15 protein-coding genes and 2 tRNA genes are annotated in these 15,891 nt (G+C 65.4%); 1 reads left to right on the top strand and 16 read right to left on the bottom strand.

Going from position 1 to position 15,891, the window contains the following annotated elements; translation table 11 throughout:
* Positions 1 to 322 precede the first annotated feature (322 nt).
* From QPK32_RS20640 to QPK32_RS20655, 4 genes are all read right to left on the bottom strand, one after another.
* Positions 323 to 481, bottom strand: a complete 159-nt coding sequence (locus tag QPK32_RS20640) for a hypothetical protein (RefSeq protein WP_290414679.1) — start codon at positions 479 to 481, stop codon at positions 323 to 325.
* Positions 482 to 801: 320 nt separating this feature from the next.
* Positions 802 to 877, bottom strand: a tRNA-Asn gene (locus tag QPK32_RS20645).
* An 86-nt stretch (positions 878 to 963) separates the two neighbouring features.
* Positions 964 to 1,039 (bottom strand) — tRNA-Asn (locus QPK32_RS20650).
* 45 nt (positions 1,040 to 1,084) lie between these two features.
* Complete coding sequence (locus QPK32_RS20655; protein WP_290414680.1) at positions 1,085 to 2,296, bottom strand: amino acid aminotransferase; 1,212 nt, start codon at positions 2,294 to 2,296, stop codon at positions 1,085 to 1,087.
* Between the two features lie 117 nt (positions 2,297 to 2,413).
* Here QPK32_RS20655 and uvrB point away from each other — a divergent pair, with 117 nt between their 5' ends.
* Entirely contained in the window at positions 2,414 to 4,510 is a 2,097-nt protein-coding gene (gene uvrB / locus QPK32_RS20660) for an excinuclease ABC subunit UvrB (RefSeq protein WP_290414681.1), read from the top strand.
* Between the two features lie 183 nt (positions 4,511 to 4,693).
* Here the strand turns inward: uvrB and QPK32_RS20665 are convergent, their stop codons facing one another.
* The 12 genes from QPK32_RS20665 to der form a co-directional block, all read right to left on the bottom strand.
* Positions 4,694 to 5,161 (bottom strand): FKBP-type peptidyl-prolyl cis-trans isomerase, encoded by a 468-nt coding sequence (locus QPK32_RS20665; protein WP_290414682.1) that lies wholly within the window; start codon positions 5,159 to 5,161, stop codon positions 4,694 to 4,696.
* A 4-nt stretch (positions 5,162 to 5,165) separates the two neighbouring features.
* Positions 5,166 to 5,618 carry an FKBP-type peptidyl-prolyl cis-trans isomerase gene (locus QPK32_RS20670; RefSeq protein ID WP_290414683.1) on the bottom strand — a complete coding sequence of 151 codons (453 nt, stop codon included), beginning with the start codon at positions 5,616 to 5,618 and terminating at the stop codon, positions 5,166 to 5,168.
* Between the two features lie 113 nt (positions 5,619 to 5,731).
* Complete coding sequence (locus QPK32_RS20675) at positions 5,732 to 6,184, bottom strand: hypothetical protein (RefSeq protein WP_290414684.1); 453 nt, start codon at positions 6,182 to 6,184, stop codon at positions 5,732 to 5,734.
* Positions 6,185 to 6,194: 10 nt separating this feature from the next.
* Complete coding sequence (locus QPK32_RS20680; RefSeq protein WP_290414685.1) at positions 6,195 to 6,791, bottom strand: MarC family protein; 597 nt, start codon at positions 6,789 to 6,791, stop codon at positions 6,195 to 6,197.
* Positions 6,792 to 7,081: 290 nt separating this feature from the next.
* Positions 7,082 to 7,624: a phosphoribosyltransferase gene (locus tag QPK32_RS20685; protein ID WP_290414686.1), complete on the bottom strand. Its 543-nt coding sequence runs from the start codon at positions 7,622 to 7,624 to the stop codon at positions 7,082 to 7,084.
* Between the two features lie 24 nt (positions 7,625 to 7,648).
* Positions 7,649 to 8,959, bottom strand: coding sequence for an adenylosuccinate synthase (locus QPK32_RS20690; RefSeq protein WP_290414687.1), 1,311 nt, complete (start codon positions 8,957 to 8,959; stop codon positions 7,649 to 7,651).
* Positions 8,960 to 8,962: 3 nt separating this feature from the next.
* The gene (locus tag QPK32_RS20695) at positions 8,963 to 10,117 is read right to left on the bottom strand and encodes an ATP phosphoribosyltransferase regulatory subunit (protein ID WP_290414688.1); all 1,155 of its coding nucleotides are present in this window, start codon (positions 10,115 to 10,117) and stop codon (positions 8,963 to 8,965) included.
* 285 nt (positions 10,118 to 10,402) lie between these two features.
* Complete coding sequence (hflC, locus tag QPK32_RS20700) at positions 10,403 to 11,299, bottom strand: protease modulator HflC (protein WP_290414689.1); 897 nt, start codon at positions 11,297 to 11,299, stop codon at positions 10,403 to 10,405.
* A complete protein-coding gene (hflK, locus tag QPK32_RS20705; protein WP_290414690.1) occupies positions 11,299 to 12,771 on the bottom strand; it encodes an FtsH protease activity modulator HflK in 1,473 nt (490 codons plus the stop codon). The genes hflC and hflK overlap by 1 nt, the downstream gene beginning before the upstream one ends.
* Positions 12,772 to 12,774: 3 nt before the next feature.
* Positions 12,775 to 13,965, bottom strand: a complete 1,191-nt coding sequence (gene hflX / locus QPK32_RS20710; protein WP_290414767.1) for a GTPase HflX — start codon at positions 13,963 to 13,965, stop codon at positions 12,775 to 12,777.
* Positions 13,966 to 13,988: 23 nt separating this feature from the next.
* Positions 13,989 to 14,225, bottom strand: coding sequence for an RNA chaperone Hfq (gene hfq, locus QPK32_RS20715; RefSeq protein ID WP_036168820.1), 237 nt, complete (start codon positions 14,223 to 14,225; stop codon positions 13,989 to 13,991).
* A 316-nt stretch (positions 14,226 to 14,541) separates the two neighbouring features.
* Positions 14,542 to 15,885 carry a ribosome biogenesis GTPase Der gene (der, locus tag QPK32_RS20720; RefSeq protein ID WP_290414691.1) on the bottom strand — a complete coding sequence of 448 codons (1,344 nt, stop codon included), beginning with the start codon at positions 15,883 to 15,885 and terminating at the stop codon, positions 14,542 to 14,544.
* Positions 15,886 to 15,891 lie beyond the last annotated feature (6 nt).

The following is a 15,891-nucleotide window of genomic DNA, read 5'->3' on the forward strand; positions in this document are numbered from 1 at the left end:
GCACCTACGGCTTTTCCTACCACGACGGTGTGGTCAGCGAACTGGGCACGCTGGGCGTACACGGCATCTATCCTTCCGCGATCAATAATGCGGGCCGGATCGTCGGCCACGCCACCTTCCGGGAGACCCAACCGGCATTGCTCGCGGACGGAAGGCTGACCGTCCTCGGCAACTTTGGCGGCGATTGGGCAACAGCCGACGCCATCAACGAACGAGGCGACATCGCCGGGGCCGTCGCGCACGGCCAGGACACCCGAGCCTATGTCTACCGCGACGGGCAATTCACCGAGCTGGACACGCCGGCGGGCACCGATGCCAGCGTCTACGACATCGACGACGCCGGCAACGTGCTGGGCAGGTACACGGACTGGCATGCAGGCGACAGCAGGGTCTTCGTGGCCGGCGCCGGCGGCACGGTCGCGCTGCCGTGGCAGACCGACGCCATCGGTCCGCTGGCGATGAACGCGCATGGCGACATCATCAGCAGGGCACCGGACTACGAGCAGTTGCTGTGGCTGGACGATACACTGTACCGGCTGAGGGACTTGCTGCCCGGCCGCGCCGCGGAATGGACGTGGCTGGAAGCGTACGACATCAACGATGCGGGACAGCTCGTCGGCATGGCATGCTCGAGCAGCAGCTGCGAAGCCGTGATGTTCAATCCGGCCAGTCCCGTACCCGAACCGCCGCACTGGGCACTAGTCTTGCTGGGCCTGCCGCTGGTGGGCCTGCGGCTGTACCGCAAGACCAAACGACAAAGCCCGCTTCTTGCGAAGCGGGCTTCCGGTCTTGCTGATGTTCTGGCTCCCCGACCTGGACTCGAACCAGGGACCTGCGGATTAACAGTCCGTCGCTCTACCGACTGAGCTATCAGGGAATTGTGTTGCTATTATAACCGCCCCGCCGCTCCTTGCACAGGCCGGATTGCCAACCGTGCATGAGTACGCCAAGGCGTGACATTCTTGGCTCCCCGACCTGGACTCGAACCAGGGACCTGCGGATTAACAGTCCGTCGCTCTACCGACTGAGCTATCAGGGAATCGCCTTCCGGTGCAACGTGCGCTGAACCGGAAGAGCCAGGATTTTAGAGAACTTTTGCGATAGCGTCAACGACGCGATCGATGTTCTTCGAATTCAGTGCGGCAACGCAGATACGGCCGGTGTCCACGGCGTAGATCGACTCGGCGCGCAGCTGCTCGACCTGCTCCTTGCTCAGGCCCGAATACGAGAACATGCCGACCTGCTTGCGGACGAAGTCGAAGTCCTTGCCAGGGGCCTTCTCGGCCAGCTTCTTGACCAGTTCCTCGCGCATTTCCTTGATGCGCACGCGCATGCCGGCCAGTTCGTCTTCCCAGGTCTGGCGCAGTTCCGGCGTCGACAGCACGGTGGCGACGACCTTGCCGCCATGGGTCGGCGGGTTCGAGTAGTTGGTGCGCACGATGCGCTTCAGCTGCGACAGCAGGCGCGCGGCTTCCTCGCCCGACGAGGCCACCACCGACAGCGCGCCCACGCGCTCGCCGTACAGCGAGAACGACTTCGAGAACGAGTTCGAGACCAGCAGCGGGCCGCCGGCGTCCACGAAGCGGCGCACGACGGCGCCGTCTTCGGCGATGCCCGAGCCGAAGCCCTGGTAGGCCATGTCCAGGAACGGGATCAGGCCGCCGGCCTTCACGGCCTCGATGACCTGGCCCCACTGGTCGCTCGTCAGGTCGGCGCCGGTCGGGTTGTGGCAGCAGGCGTGCAGCACGACGATGGCGCCTTCCGGCATCGCCTTCAGTGCGGCCAGCATGCCGTCGAAGTTGACGCCGTGGGTGGCCGGATCGTAGTAGGCGTAGTTGTTGACGGTGAAGCCGGCGCTTTCGAACAGCGCGCGGTGGTTTTCCCAGCTCGGGTCGCTGATGTACACGTCGGACGACGGCGAGAAGCGCTTGAGGAAATCGGCGCCGATCTTCAGCGCGCCGGTGCCGCCCAGGGCCTGCACGGTGATCGCACGTTTCTCTTGAATTACCGGGCTGTCGGCCCCAAATACGAGTTCTTGCACAGCCTTGTCGTACGCACCCAGGCCTTCGATCGGCAGATAGGTGCGCGGGGCAGGCTGCGCCATCAGTTTCGCTTCTGCCTTGCGCACGCAATCCAGCAGAGGTACTTTCCCGTTGTCATCGTAGTAGACGCCGACGCCCAGGTTGATCTTGGCCGGATTGGTATCTGCATTGAAGGCTTCGGTAATGCCGAGGATGGGGTCGCGCGGGGCCATGGCGATGGCGCCGAAGATGCTGGCAGGAGCTGTGGAATTCATCGTGATAAACTGGGTTTGTCGCTGGGTTCGCAGCAGTTGTATAGACAGCGGTGTCCGATATCGCAAGGCGCGAGGCGGGCCGCAGGCGGATTCTCATTCTAGCAAAGGTCTGATCCCATGGCAGATTTATCGGTCGTACATTCCCCCGAACCTACCGTCATCACCTTCCCGGACTCGCCGTTCAAGCTGCACCAGCCCTTCCCGCCCGCCGGCGACCAGCCGACGGCGATCCAGGGCCTGGTGGAAGGCATCGAGGACGGCCTGATGTACCAGACCCTGCTCGGCGTGACGGGCTCCGGCAAGACGTACACGATGGCCAACGTGATCGCCCGCGCCGGCCGTCCGGCGATCGTGTTCGCCCCGAACAAGACGCTGGCGGCCCAGCTGTATGCGGAGTTCCGCGAGTTCTTCCCGCAGAACGCGGTCGAGTACTTCGTCTCCTACTACGACTACTACCAGCCGGAAGCCTACGTGCCGCAGCGCGACCTCTTCATCGAGAAGGACTCGTCGATCAACGAGCACATCGAGCAGATGCGCCTGTCGTGCACGAAGTCGCTGATGGAGCGGCGCGACGTCGTCATCGTCGCCACCGTGTCGGCGATCTACGGTATCGGTAATCCGAACGAATACCACAAGATGATCCTGACGCTGCGCCACAAGGACAAGGTGGCCCAGCGCGACATCATCGCGCGCCTCATCCAGATGCAGTACACGCGCAACGAGATGGACTTCGCGCGCGGCTCGTTCCGCGTGCGCGGCGACACCATCGACATCTTCCCGGCGGAGCACGCGGAACTCGCGATCCGCGTCGAGATGTTCGACGACGAGATCGAATCGCTGCAGTTGTTCGACCCGCTGACGGGCAAGGTGCGCCAGAAGATCCCGCGCTTCACCGTCTATCCCGGCTCTCACTACGTGACGCCGCGCTCGACCGTGCTGCGCGCCGTCGACTCCATCAAGGCCGAGCTGCGCGACCGCCTCGAACAGTTCCGCGAACAGGGCAAGCTGCTGGAAGAACAACGCCTCGAGCAGCGCACCCGCTTCGACCTGGAGATGCTGGCCGAAGTCGGCTTCACGAAAGGCATCGAGAACTATTCGCGCCACCTGTCCGGCGCCATGCCGGGCGAACCGCCGCCGACGCTGATCGACTACCTGCCCAAGGACGCGCTGATGTTCATGGACGAGTCGCACGTGATGATCGGCCAGCTGAACGCCATGTACAACGGCGACCGCTCGCGCAAGGTGAACCTGGTCGACTACGGTTTCCGCCTGCCGTCGGCGCTGGACAACCGGCCTCTGAAATTCCAGGAATTCGAGAGCAAGATGCGCCAGTGCATCTTCGTCTCGGCGACGCCGGCCGAGTACGAGCAGCAGCGCGCCGACAACGTGGTCGAGCAGGTGGTGCGTCCGACGGGCCTCGTCGACCCGAAGATCGTCGTCAAGCCGGCGCGCTCGCAGGTCGACGACCTGATGGGCGAGATCAACGACCGCATCGCCAAGGACGAACGCGTGCTGGTGACGACGCTGACCAAGCGCATGGCCGAGCAGCTGACGGAATACTTGGGCGACCACGGCATCAAGGTGCGCTACCTGCACAGCGACATCGACACGGTGGAACGCGTCGAGATCCTGCGCGACCTGCGCCTGGGCACGTTCGACGTCCTCGTCGGCATCAACCTGCTGCGCGAGGGCCTGGACTTGCCGGAAGTGTCGCTGGTCGCGGTGCTGGACGCGGACAAGGAAGGCTTCCTGCGTTCGGAACGCTCGCTGATCCAGACCGTCGGCCGCGCCGCGCGTAACCTGAACGGCGTCGCGATCCTGTACGCGGACCAGATCACGGACTCGATGAAGCGCGCGATCGACGAGACGGAACGCCGCCGCGCCAAGCAGATCGCCTTCAACGAGGCGCACGGCATCGTGCCGAAGGGCGTGAACAAGAAGATCAAGGACATGATCGACGGCGTCTACAGCGCCGCCGCCGCGAAGAACATGCTGGAAGGCGCGCAGGACGCCGTGCAGGCGGCGAAGGTCGAGGGCATGAGCGAGAAGCAGATCTCGAAGGAGATCAAGCGCCTCGAGAAGCTCATGGTCGATCACGCCAAGAACCTCGAGTTCGAAAAGGCGGCGCAGGTGCGCGACCAGCTGCACGTGCTCAAGCAGCAGGCCTTCGGCGCGCCGGGGGCGGACAACGTGGTGTCGATACTGGGCAAGTAAGGTGCTTGCCGAATGAACGAACGGCCGGGATTCCCCGGCCGTTTTTTATTGAAAGCGACACTTGCCTGTCGAAAAGCACGCTCCTCAAAACAGCGTCGTCCCTGCGAAGGCAGGGACCTAATCTACGCTTGCGTCATCGAAACACAAGCAAGCTCTGGCCCTGCCTTCGCAGGGTGACGGTGATTAATGCACCTCGACCAGCTTGATCTCGAAGATCAAATTGGCATTCGGCGGAATCGGCCCCGTCCCTTCCTTGCCGTAGCCCATGGACGAGGGCACGACGAGCACGCGCGTGCCGCCTTCGCGCATGCCGGCCACGCCGTCGTCCCAGCCCTTCAGCACGGCCGCGCCGCCGATGCGGAAAGTGAACGGCAGCCGCTTGAGCGAACTGTCGAATTCCTCGCCGCGCTGCTGCGGCGCCTTCGGGTCGTACATCCAGCCCGTGAAATGCACGGTGACGCGGTCGCCCACATTCGCCAGCTTGCCGGTGCCGACGACCGTGTCGGTCTTCTGGAACGCGATCGCCGACGTATCGGCCACGAAGGGCTTCGGTGGCGGCGCTTCCTTGCGGCGCTCGCAGCCGGCCAGCGTCCCGGCGAACGCGATGCCGATGGCGCAGGCGGCCAGCAGCGATGTGATGGCGGCGCGCATCGGCTTACTTCACGTCGAGCAGTTCGACGTCGAAGATCAAATTCGCCTTCGGCGGGATGGGGCCGATGCCGTCGTCGCCGTAGCCCAGCGCGGCCGGGATGATCAAGGTGCGCTTGCCGCCGACCTTCATGCCTTCCACGCCCTGGTCCCAGCCCTTGATGACCTGGCCGGCGCCCAGCGCGAAGCTGAACGGCTCGCGGCCGACGGAGCTGTCGAACATGGCGCCCTTCTGGCCCGGCTGGCTCGGAGCGAACAGCCATCCCGTGTAGTTGACGACGACGGTCTGGCCGGCCGCGGCGACCTTGCCCGTGCCTTCGACGGTATCGATCTTCTTGAATTCCTGGACCGAGGTGTCGGCGGCGACGGCCGGCGCCTGGGGCGGCTCGTTCTTCTTGCGCTCGCAGGCGGTCATGGTAAGCGCAATGCCGAGGATGCAGGCGGTAAGTGGCAGTTTCATGCGTGGGTCCAATCTGTTGGTTCGAATGGTGGTGACGGCGCCGGATGCACCGGGTCCCGCAGTATTCCCCAGCGCGCACCATTGCACAAGAGGCAGGTGCCGGCGTGGTCCGGTCAGGCGTAGCCGTGGTAGTGAAATGCAGTGAACCGCCGCCCCTCGGGGTCGTACGTGGCATCGAAGAAGCACTTGCCGCCGTCGTGCACGATGATGAATTCCTGGCTCAGGCGCGCTTCGTCCACTCCCGATATCGTACATGCACCTGATACGCGGATCGCGCGGACGCCCTGCGCGACCGTGCCCTGGTACTGGACAATATACCGGTGCAGTTTCGGCGCGACTTGCGCGCCGGCTTCCTTGCGCATTTCCGCAGCCATGTCACCGAGCATCGCGTCGGGCACCTGCCACGCCCCGCCCTGGACTTCGAACCAGCGCCTCAGCGGGTTCAGGGCCATCATGGGCTTCCATGCGGGACCGGCACCATCCTGCTCTTGCGCCCCTGCGGGCGCATGACAGGCGAGCAACAAGGCCGCGATGGCGATGATGGGGTGACGTGCGAACGCGAACATGCGGCGGCGGCTACAGCGTCTTCACGAACTCGCGCACGCCGCCCAGCAGCATCTCGATCGACATCGCCGTCAGGATCAGGCCCATCAGGCGTTCGAACGCCGTCATCACCTGCGGCCCAAGCACCTTCAGCAGTCGCTCGGCGCCGAGGAACACGGCCAGCCAGACGACGCCCACGGCGGCCAGCGCCGCCACGTGCACCATCACCTCTTCCACGCTGCCCGAGGTGAACAGCAGCACGGTGGCCAGCGCCGAGGGGCCGGCCAGCGCGGGGATCGCCAGCGGCACGATGAACGGTTCGCCATGCTCGCTCTTACCCAGCACGCCGTCCGGATGCGGGAAGATCATGCGGATCGCGATCAAGAGCAGGATCACGCTGCCGCCGATGCGCAGCGAAATGTCGGTGAGCTGCAGCGCGTTCAGGAAGTGGCGGCCGAAGAACATGAACAGCAGCAGCAGCAGGAAGGCGATCGCGCATTCGCGGATCACGACGCGCGGGCGGCGGGCCGGGGCGGTGTCCTTCAGGGCTGCGACGAACAGGGGAACGTTGCCGAAGGGGTCGGTGACGAGCAGCAGCAGGATGAAGGTCTGGAAGAAGCTTTGGGTCATGGCGTGTTGTTGTTGTTTTCGAGGGCAAATGAACGCGAGCCCGTACCCTCGGGATCGTCACCCCCGCGCAGGCGGGGGCCCAATTTCGCTGCGCTGCTGGCATGCGTGAAAATTGGGTCCCCGCCTGCACGGGGACGACGGTCTTGGGGACACCGGGATTCGGGACAGCAGCGATCTTAACCGATCTATACAAGCAAGGTTGAAACTTCGGAACGCCGGGCGAAAAAAAAGCGGCGCCATACGGCACCGCCCTTTCCTGCCCGTGCCGCACGAGGGCGGCACGAACGCAATCACTTCTGCTCGAACTTCTTCAGCCACGCCGACAGCTGGTGCGGACGCAGGCCGTCGTAGTCCTCGAACGGCTGGTGGATCCACGGGTTGTGCGGCAGGTCTTCCAGGTGGTAGTCCGGGACCAGCGACGAGGTGCCCTTGACCCAGATGACGGCCGAGCGCACTTCGGTGACGTCCGGGTAGTTCGCCTGCAGGTGCTCGCGCACTTTCTGCAGCGTGACGCCGGAGTCGGCCAGGTCGTCGACCAGCAGGATGCGGCCGGCCAGCGGGCCCTTGGTCATCGTCATGTACTTGGCGATATCCAGGTTGCCCTGCTTGGTGCCCGCTTCTTCGCGGTAGGAGCTGGTCGACAGGATCGCCAGCGGCACGTCGAAGATGCGCGAGATCACGTCGCCCGGGCGCACGCCGCCGCGCGCCAGGCACAGCACCATGTCGAACTTCCAGTTCGATTCGTAGACCTTCAGTGCCAGGCGCTCGACCAGGCGGTTGTAGTCGTCCCAGGAAACCCACAGGTCCTTGTCGGTCGATGCAGGAGTATTCATCGTTCAGTAATCCCTATTGTTTTCTTATGCCGCGAACGGATGGCGCAGCACGATGGTTTCTTCGCGGTCCGGGCCGGTCGACACCATGTCCACCGGAATGCCGACCAGCTCTTCGATACGCTTGATGTAGGCGCGGGCGTTGGCCGGCAGCTCGTCCATCGACTTGGCGCCGACGGTGCTTTCCTTCCAGCCCGGCATTTCTTCGTACACGGGCACGCAGGCGGCCGCCTCTTCGGCGCCGACCGGGAAGATGTCCACGTCGCGGCCGTCGATCTTGTAGCCGGTGCACAGCTTCAGCGACTCGATGCCGTCCAGCACGTCCAGCTTGGTCAGGCACATGCCCGACACGCCGTTGATCTGCACCGAGCGGCGCAGCAGCGCGGCGTCGAACCAGCCGCAGCGGCGGGCGCGGCCCGTCACGGTGCCGAACTCGTGGCCCACGCGCGACAGGTGCTCGCCGACGCCGGCGTCGGTCGGCAGTTCCGACGGGAACGGGCCCGAACCCACGCGGGTCGTGTAGGCCTTGGTGATGCCCATGATGTAGTGCAGCATGCCCGGACCGACGCCCGAACCGGCGGCGGCATTGCCGGCCACGCAGTTCGACGAGGTGACGAACGGATAGGTGCCGTGGTCGACGTCCAGCAGCGAGCCTTGCGCGCCTTCGAACAGCAGCTTGCCGCCCCCTTTGTGCACGGCGTACAGGGCCGACGAGACGTCGCCGACCATCGGACGCAGGCGCGGCACCAGGGCCATCGCGTCGTCGAAGGTCTTCTGGAATTCCACGGCCTGGCCGCCCAGGTAGCCGGTCAGCACGAAGTTGTGGTAGTCCAGGTTCTCGCGCAGCTTCTCCGCGAAACGGGTTTCGTTGAGCATGTCGGCGATGCGGATCGCGCGGCGCGCGACCTTGTCTTCGTAGGCCGGGCCGATGCCCTTGCCGGTCGTGCCGATCTTGTTCACGCCGCGCTTGGCTTCGCGGGCCACGTCGATGGCGACGTGGTAAGGCAGGATGACCGGGCAGGCCTCGGAGATCTTCAGGCGCGACGCGACTTCGACGCCGGCGGCTTCCAGCTTGTCGATCTCGCGCATCACGTCCGGCACCGAGACGACGACGCCGTTGCCGATGTAGCAGGCCACGCCTTCGCGCATGATGCCCGACGGGATCAGTTGCAGGGCGGTCTTCTGGCCCTTGATCACCAGCGTGTGGCCGGCGTTGTGGCCGCCCTGGAAACGCACCACGCCGGCGGCATGGTCGGTCAGCCAGTCGACGATCTTACCCTTGCCCTCATCGCCCCACTGGGTGCCGATGACAACGACGTTCTTAGCAGTATTTGACATCACTTAACCTAAGTTTTTGAGAATCCAATTTCCTTGTTCGAGGACGAGCACGCGGTCGCACTCGAACTCGTCCTGTACATTGTCGTGCCCCGGCATGGACTGGATCACGACGTCGCCGGCCTTGCGCAGCTCGGCGATTTTTTCGCGCAGTTCGGGCGTATTGCCCCACGGCGCACGAATGGCGTGTTTGCGATCGGCGACCGGCAGCAGCCGCGCCAGTTCGCGCAGGTCGAGCGAGAAGCCGGTCGCGGGACGCGCGCGTCCGAACGCCTCGCCCACGTGGTCGTAGCGCCCGCCCCTGGCGACCGCGTTCGGCAGGCCGGGCACGTACAGCGCGAACATCGCGCCGCTTTCGTACTGGTAGCCGCGCAGGTCGGCCAGGTCGATCGCGACTTGGGCGCGGCCCATCGCGGACGCGGCCAGCGCGGCGAGTTCCGCCAGCGCGCGCGTGATGCCGGGCATGGCCGGCAGGAGTTCCTTGGCCCAGGCCAGCACCTCGATGTCGCCGTACAGGTTCGGCAGCGCCAGCAGCGCGTCGCGCGTGGCCGGGGCGTACTTCGCGGTGGCTTCCTGCAGGCCCGGAATGTCCTTCGAGCGCAGCAGGCCGTAGAGCAGCTGTTCGTCGCGCTTGGCCAGCGGATCGTCGTCCAGCAGCGCGCGCAGCACGCCGACGTGGGACAGGTCCAGGCGCGGCGTGTCGAAGCCGGCCAGGCGCAGCGACTCGAGCGCCAGTTCCTGGATCTCGGCATCCGCTTCGAGGCCGGCGTGGCCGTAGATTTCGGCGCCGATCTGCAGCGGCTCGCGGGTGGCGTGCAGGCCGGACGGACGCGTATGCAGCACGCTGCCGGCATAGCACAGGCGGGTGACGGTGTCGCGGTTGAGCAGGTGGGCGTCGATGCGGGCGACCTGGGTGGTCATGTCGGCGCGCAGGCCGAGCAGGCGGCCCGTCATCGCGTCGACCAGCTTGAAGGTGCGCGAATCCGTGTCCTCGCCGGCACCGGCCAGCAGCGAATCGACGTATTCGAGCAGGGGCGGCATGACGAGCTCGTAGCCGTAGGTACGGAACGTGTCGAGCATCAGGCGGCGCAGCTCTTCGATCTTGCGCGCTTCGGACGGCAAGACGTCGGCGATATTCTCGGGCAAAAGCCAGGTAGGCATGGGCAAAGCGGATGGAAGTTGTTAAACGTCGGGCAACAAATGGGATAAATGAGCGCGGCTTTGCACGCGTCCTTTGCGCCGAATCGACGATTTTAACCGAAAACCACGCGGGTTTGGCGGTCAAGATGGTGGAACCGAATGATTTTGCGACAACAGATGCGTCGCGGGTAGGGTGGACAGCTTTGCTGTCCACGCGTTCAATCATGGCATGCAAGACGGCATATCATGTGCCGGTTGGACGCGTGGACGGCACAGCCGTCCACCCTACGCCACCGGGTGGCCGCTTTATTTGCCGGCGCCCGGGCCCTTGAAATACTTGAAGAACTCGGAATTCGAATCCAGCACCAGGATGTCGCTCTTGCCCTTGAAGGTCGCCTTGTAGGCTTCCATCGAGCGGTAGAAGCGGTAGAACTCCGGATTCTTGCCGAACGACGCCGCATAGATCTGGGCGGCCTTGGCATCGCCCTCCCCGCGCACGACCTCGGCATCGCGCTGGCCCTCGGCCAGGATCACGCTGCGCTGGCGCTCGGCGTCGCCGCGGATCTGGTCGGCTTCCGCCGTGCCGGTGGCGCGCAGCTCGGCGGCCATGCGGCTGCGGTCGGCCTTCATGCGCTCGATGACGCCGTTGTTCACCTGGTCGGTGAACTCCACGCGTTTCAGGCGCACGTCGACCACTTCCACGCCCAGCGCGCGGGCATCCTGGGCCATGCGCTGGCGCACGGCCGCGCCGATGTCGCCGCGCTGGGCCGAGACAACGTCGCGCACGTTGCGCTTGCCGATCTCCGCGTTCAAGGCGCCGCGCACCAGCTGCGTCATCTTGTCGGCGCCGGGCTCGGCGCCGCGCTCAGTGGCACTGGCGGCGCCCGCCGTCTCGATCAGGTACTGGCGCGGCTCGACGATCTTCCATTTGACGAAAGCATCGACGTGCAGGTCCTTCTTCTCGGCCGTGGCGAAGTGCTCGCCGTCCGGCGTGTCCAGCGTCTGCAGGCGCTTGTCCAGGTAGACGACGTTCTGCAGCGGCGCCGGCAGCTTGAAGTACAGGCCGGGCGTCTTGATCACGTCGCGCAATTCGCCCATCGCATACACGACGGCATAGCGGTGCTGGCCGACGACGAACATGCTCGACGTCAGCAGGTACAGGGCCACCACCACGGCGGCCAGCAGGGTTACCAGGCGGCTCATCAGCGGGTCTCCCGTTCGCGTGCGTTCTCGCGGCTGCGCAGGTCGCGGTGCTGCGGCGGCTGGGCCGGCGCGGCCTCCTGCTGCTGTTGCTGTTGCTGCAACTGAGGCTGCGGCTGCGCTTGCGCTGGTTGTTGGGCCGGCTGCCCTGGCGCACCGGGCTGCGGCGATTGTGACGATGGTTGCGGCTGGGCCGGCTGGCCCGGCGCCGGCGGCTGCTGGTTCGACGGCACCATCACGGGGCCGGAACGGCTGCCGATGGCGGCTTCGTTGGCGGTCGACTGGGCCAGCATGCGGTCCAGCGGCAGATACAGCTGGTTGGTGCCGGTCTTGGCATCGATCAGGATCTTGCTGGTGCTCGAGAACACCTGCTGCATCGTGTCCATGTACATGCGCTCGCGCGTGACGGCCGGCGCCTTGGCGTATTCGGCCACCACCGCGTCGAAGCGCGCGGCGTTGCCGGCGGCCGTGTTCTCCACCTTGGCGCGGTAGGCTTCGGCGTCTTCCATCTGGCGCGCGACCAGGGCCCTGGCCTGCGGCAGGATATCGTCGGCATAGGCCTGCGCCTCGGCCTTGGCCTTGGCGCGGTCTTCCTGGGCCCTGGCGGCATCGTCGAAGGCGCTCGCGACCTGGTCGGGCGGCTGCACGGACTGCATGTTGACGGACACGATCTCGGCGCCCAGGCCGTAGCCGTTGGCCAGCTGCTGGATGGCCGAGCGCGCTTCCACGGCCAGCTTGTCGCGGCCGGCGGACAGCACGTCGTCCATCCTGCTCTTGCCGACCAGCTCGCGCACCACGGTCTCGGCGGCGTCGCGCACCGTCTCGACCTGATCGCGGTTATTGAACACCCAGGCGACCGGATCCTTGATCTTGTACTGCACGGAGAACTGCACGTCGACGATGTTCTCGTCGCTGGTGAGCATCAGCGCCTCGCTGGGCTGCTTGTTGCGCACGTTGGCGCGATAGCCGATCTCGGCCGTCTGCACCTGGGCCACGTTGACGAGTTCGTGGGCCTGGAACGGCGCCGGCCAGCGCCAGTTGAAGCCGGCCGTGGCCGTGTGCGACACCTTGCCGAAGCTGGTGACGATGCCGACCTGCCCTTCCTGCACGATGAAGGCGCCGCTGGCGAGCCAGATCAGGGCCGCGATGGCGCCGACCACGGTGACGGTCAGGCCCACGCCGCGGGCGTCCGGACGGAAGCCGTCGCCGCCGCTGCCGCTGCCGCGCTTGCCGCCGAACAGCTTGTTCAGGCGCTGGTTGAAATCGCGCCACAGCTGGTCGAGGTCGGGCGGACCGTCGTTGTTGTTCTGGTTGTTGGGACGGCGGCCTTCCTGGGCCTTGCGCTCGCCCTCGGGCTTCTGGCCCCAGCGGGGATCGTTCAGCGACAGCTTGACGCCGGCCGCGATCCCGGACAGCCGGGTACGGGGATGCGCCCCCGCGCGGGCGCGGAGACGCTTGATCAGGGAAACGAACATAGGCTAGTGATGTGGTCCGACAGGGATGATCGCAGACATGTTCTCGACCGGGCCCACGACCGAACCGGCGTCGGCGTCGTGCGCCAGGCCGCGCTCGTCGATGTCCAGCGCATCGGCGGGTGCCGGGCCGGAACGGGCCGCTTCGACGATCGCGTCGCGCAGCAGGTCCAGGCCGGCGCCGCTATGGGCGCTGATGAAAACGCGGCTGATCTTACCATATTCATCACGCTCGACCCCGGGCTCCAGCCCGGCCGCATCGATCTTGTTCCAGACCAGGATCTGCGGCACGTGGTCGGCGCCGATTTCGCGCAGCACCTCGTTGACCTGCTCGATCTGCTCCATGCGCACGCCGGACGAGCCGTCGACCACGTGCAGCAGCAAGTCGGCATGGATGGTTTCCTCGAGCGTGGCGCGGAACGCCGCCACCAGCTGGTGCGGCAGTTCGCGCACGAAACCGACGGTGTCGGACACGACCACGTTGCCGACTTCCTCGCCGAGGTAGAGGCGGCGCGAGGTGGTGTCGAGGGTCGCGAACAGCTGGTTCGCGACGTACACCCCGGCCTTGGTCAGGGTATTGAAGAGCGTCGACTTGCCGGCATTGGTATAGCCGACCAGCGACACCGAGAATGTCTTGTTGCGTCCGCGCGAGCGGCGCTGGGTTTCGTGCTGCTTGCGGAGCTTGGCCAGGCGCGAGCGCAGCATCTTGACGCGTTCGCCGATCAGGCGGCGGTCGGTCTCGAGCTGGGTTTCGCCGGGACCGCGCAGGCCGATACCGCCCTTCTGGCGCTCCAGGTGGGTCCAGCCGCGGATCAGGCGCGTGGCCAGGTGCTGCAGCTGGGCCAGTTCGACCTGCAGCTTGCCCTCGTGGCTCTGGGCGCGCTGGGCGAAGATGTCGAGGATCAGGCTGGTACGGTCGACCACGCGCACATTGAGCTTGCGCTCCAGATTGCGCTGCTGGGCGGGCGACAGGGCGTGGTTGAAGATGACGATCTCGACCTTGTCGGCGAGAGCCGCCTGGGCGATCTCGTCGGCCTTGCCGCTGCCGACGAAATACGCGGGGTCGGGACTATTGCGCTTCGCGGTAATCGTGGTGACCGGATCCGCTCCGGCCGAGCGCGCCAGCAGCGCCAGTTCTTCCAGGCTGGCTTTGAAATCGCCAGCCCCGAAGTCGATACCGACCAATGCGGCGCGCATGACGGAGGCGTCAGCCATCGACCTCACTCGGCGTCTTGCTCAAGGTTGAGGTTGACGGCGCGTGCCGGAACGACGGTGGAGATTGCGTGCTTGTAGACCATCTGGGTGACCGTGTTACGCAGCAGGACTACGTACTGGTCGAAGGACTCGATATGGCCCTGGAGCTTGATCCCGTTGACGAGGTAGATCGAGACGGGGACGTGCTCCTTGCGCAAGGCGTTCAGGAATGGGTCTTGTAACAGTTGCCCTTTGTTGCTCATGACAGCTCCGTGATGTTGTTGTAGTTTCAAAATTGTGGCGAGATGCCAGTTTTCAAGTGGGTTGGCCGACATTCTCACGTTGTGAATGTTGGCCAGACCTACTGTAACCTGTTTTGGTCTTCTTTGTCGTACTGCTACCGTTAAACCTGGCTTAAATCCGGCCCGCCAAAGCCGGAAAAAGCGTCGTCCCTGCGCAGGCAGGGACCCATGCTGATTGAAGCGAAGCTGCAAGCCGACAGGTCGACTACGGTCGCTCCGTATGGGTCCCTGCCTGCGCAGGGACGACGGGGTAATGCGGGCCGCGCCAGGCGCAGGCTTACTCGTCGCCCTTGGCGAACGGATTCTTACCGCTGCGCAGTTCGATCCGCAGCGGCGTGCCGATCAGGTTGAACGTGTCGCGGAAATGCTTTTCCAGATAGCGCTTGTACGGCTCGGTGACGCCATCGAGCGCATTGCCGTGGATGACGATGATCGGCGGGTTCTGGCCGCCCTGGTGGGCGTAGCGCATCTTCGGACGGGTGCCGCCCTTGCGCTTCGGTTCCTGCTTTTCCACGGCTTCCTGCAGCGCGCGGGTCAGGCGCGGCGTCGACAGCTTGGCCGTGGCCGCGGCGTAGGCCGTGTCGATGGACTTCATCAGGTGGTTGATGCCGGTGCCCTTCAGCGCCGAGATGAACTTGGTCTCGGCAAAGCCCAGGAAGTCGAGCTTGCGGTCCATGTCGTTCTTGACCTGGTCGCGCTGGTCGCTCGTCAGGCCGTCCCACTTGTTGACGGCGATGACGAGCGCGCGGCCCGTCTCGAGGATGAAGCCGGCGATGTGGGCGTCCTGCTCGGAGATGTCCTGCTGGGCGTCGAGCATCAGCACGACGACGTTCGCTTCCGACACCGACTGCAGCGTCTTGACCACCGAGAATTTTTCGATGGCTTCGAATACCTTGCCGCGGCGGCGGATGCCGGCCGTGTCGATCAGCGTGTAGTGTTTTCCGCCCTTCTCGAACGGCACCTCGATCGAATCGCGGGTGGTGCCCGGCATGTCGAAGGCGATCACGCGCTGCTCGCCGACCAGGGTGTTGATCAGCGTGGACTTGCCCACGTTCGGGCGGCCCACCAGCGCGATCTTGACGCCATGGTCGGCCGGCGCCAGCTCTTCCTCTTCTTCCGGACGCTGCTGCAGCGCCTGGTCGATCGCCTCGTTGACGAGGTCCAGCGTGCCGTCGCCGTGGGCGGCCGAGATCACGTAGGGGTCGCCCATGCCCAGCTCGTAGAACTCGGCGGTGACCGAGGTGTACTTCATGCCCTCGCTCTTGTTCACGACCAGCATGACCTTGCGGCCCGACTTGCGCAGGAAGTCCGTGATGGTCTTGTCGTGCGGGGTCAGGCCCTGGCGGCCGTCCACGATGAACATGACCACGTCGGCTTCGGCGACGGCCTGGCGCGTCTGCAGCGCCATTTCGTGCATGATGCCTTCCTTGGCCACCGGCTCGAAACCGCCGGTATCGATGACCAGGAAGGGGCGTTCGCCCATCCGGCCCTCGCCATAGTGACGGTCACGTGTCAGGCCCGGCAGATCCGCCACGAGCGCGTCGCGCGAGCGGGTCATGCGATTGAAAAGGGTCGACTTCCCGACGTTCGGGCGACCTACGAGTGCGATTACCGGCTTCATTGCAAT

The organism is Massilia sp. YIM B02763, assembly GCF_030412015.1.
GTDB lineage: Bacteria > Pseudomonadota > Gammaproteobacteria > Burkholderiales > Burkholderiaceae_D > Telluria.

Bases quoted from the DNA above. Each gene is read 5' to 3' on its own strand.
- hflK (WP_290414690.1), bottom strand. From the start codon at position 12,771: ATGTTCGTTTCCCTGATCAAGCGTCTCCGCGCCCGCGCGGGGGCGCAT.
- QPK32_RS20655 (WP_290414680.1), bottom strand. From the start codon at position 2,296: ATGAATTCCACAGCTCCTGCCAGCATCTTCGGCGCCATCGCCATGGCC.
- QPK32_RS20670 (WP_290414683.1), bottom strand. From the start codon at position 5,618: ATGAAACTGCCACTTACCGCCTGCATCCTCGGCATTGCGCTTACCATG.
- QPK32_RS20665 (WP_290414682.1), bottom strand. From the start codon at position 5,161: ATGCGCGCCGCCATCACATCGCTGCTGGCCGCCTGCGCCATCGGCATC.
- QPK32_RS20685 (WP_290414686.1), bottom strand. From the start codon at position 7,624: ATGAATACTCCTGCATCGACCGACAAGGACCTGTGGGTTTCCTGGGAC.
- hfq (WP_036168820.1), bottom strand. From the start codon at position 14,225: ATGAGCAACAAAGGGCAACTGTTACAAGACCCATTCCTGAACGCCTTG.
- uvrB (WP_290414681.1), top strand. From the start codon at position 2,414: ATGGCAGATTTATCGGTCGTACATTCCCCCGAACCTACCGTCATCACC.
- der (WP_290414691.1), bottom strand. From the start codon at position 15,885: ATGAAGCCGGTAATCGCACTCGTAGGTCGCCCGAACGTCGGGAAGTCG.
- QPK32_RS20680 (WP_290414685.1), bottom strand. From the start codon at position 6,791: ATGACCCAAAGCTTCTTCCAGACCTTCATCCTGCTGCTGCTCGTCACC.
- QPK32_RS20675 (WP_290414684.1), bottom strand. From the start codon at position 6,184: ATGTTCGCGTTCGCACGTCACCCCATCATCGCCATCGCGGCCTTGTTG.
- QPK32_RS20640 (WP_290414679.1), bottom strand. From the start codon at position 481: ATGATGTCGCCATGCGCGTTCATCGCCAGCGGACCGATGGCGTCGGTC.
- QPK32_RS20695 (WP_290414688.1), bottom strand. From the start codon at position 10,117: ATGCCTACCTGGCTTTTGCCCGAGAATATCGCCGACGTCTTGCCGTCC.
- QPK32_RS20690 (WP_290414687.1), bottom strand. From the start codon at position 8,959: ATGTCAAATACTGCTAAGAACGTCGTTGTCATCGGCACCCAGTGGGGC.
- hflC (WP_290414689.1), bottom strand. From the start codon at position 11,299: ATGAGCCGCCTGGTAACCCTGCTGGCCGCCGTGGTGGTGGCCCTGTAC.
- hflX (WP_290414767.1), bottom strand. From the start codon at position 13,965: ATGCGCGCCGCATTGGTCGGTATCGACTTCGGGGCTGGCGATTTCAAA.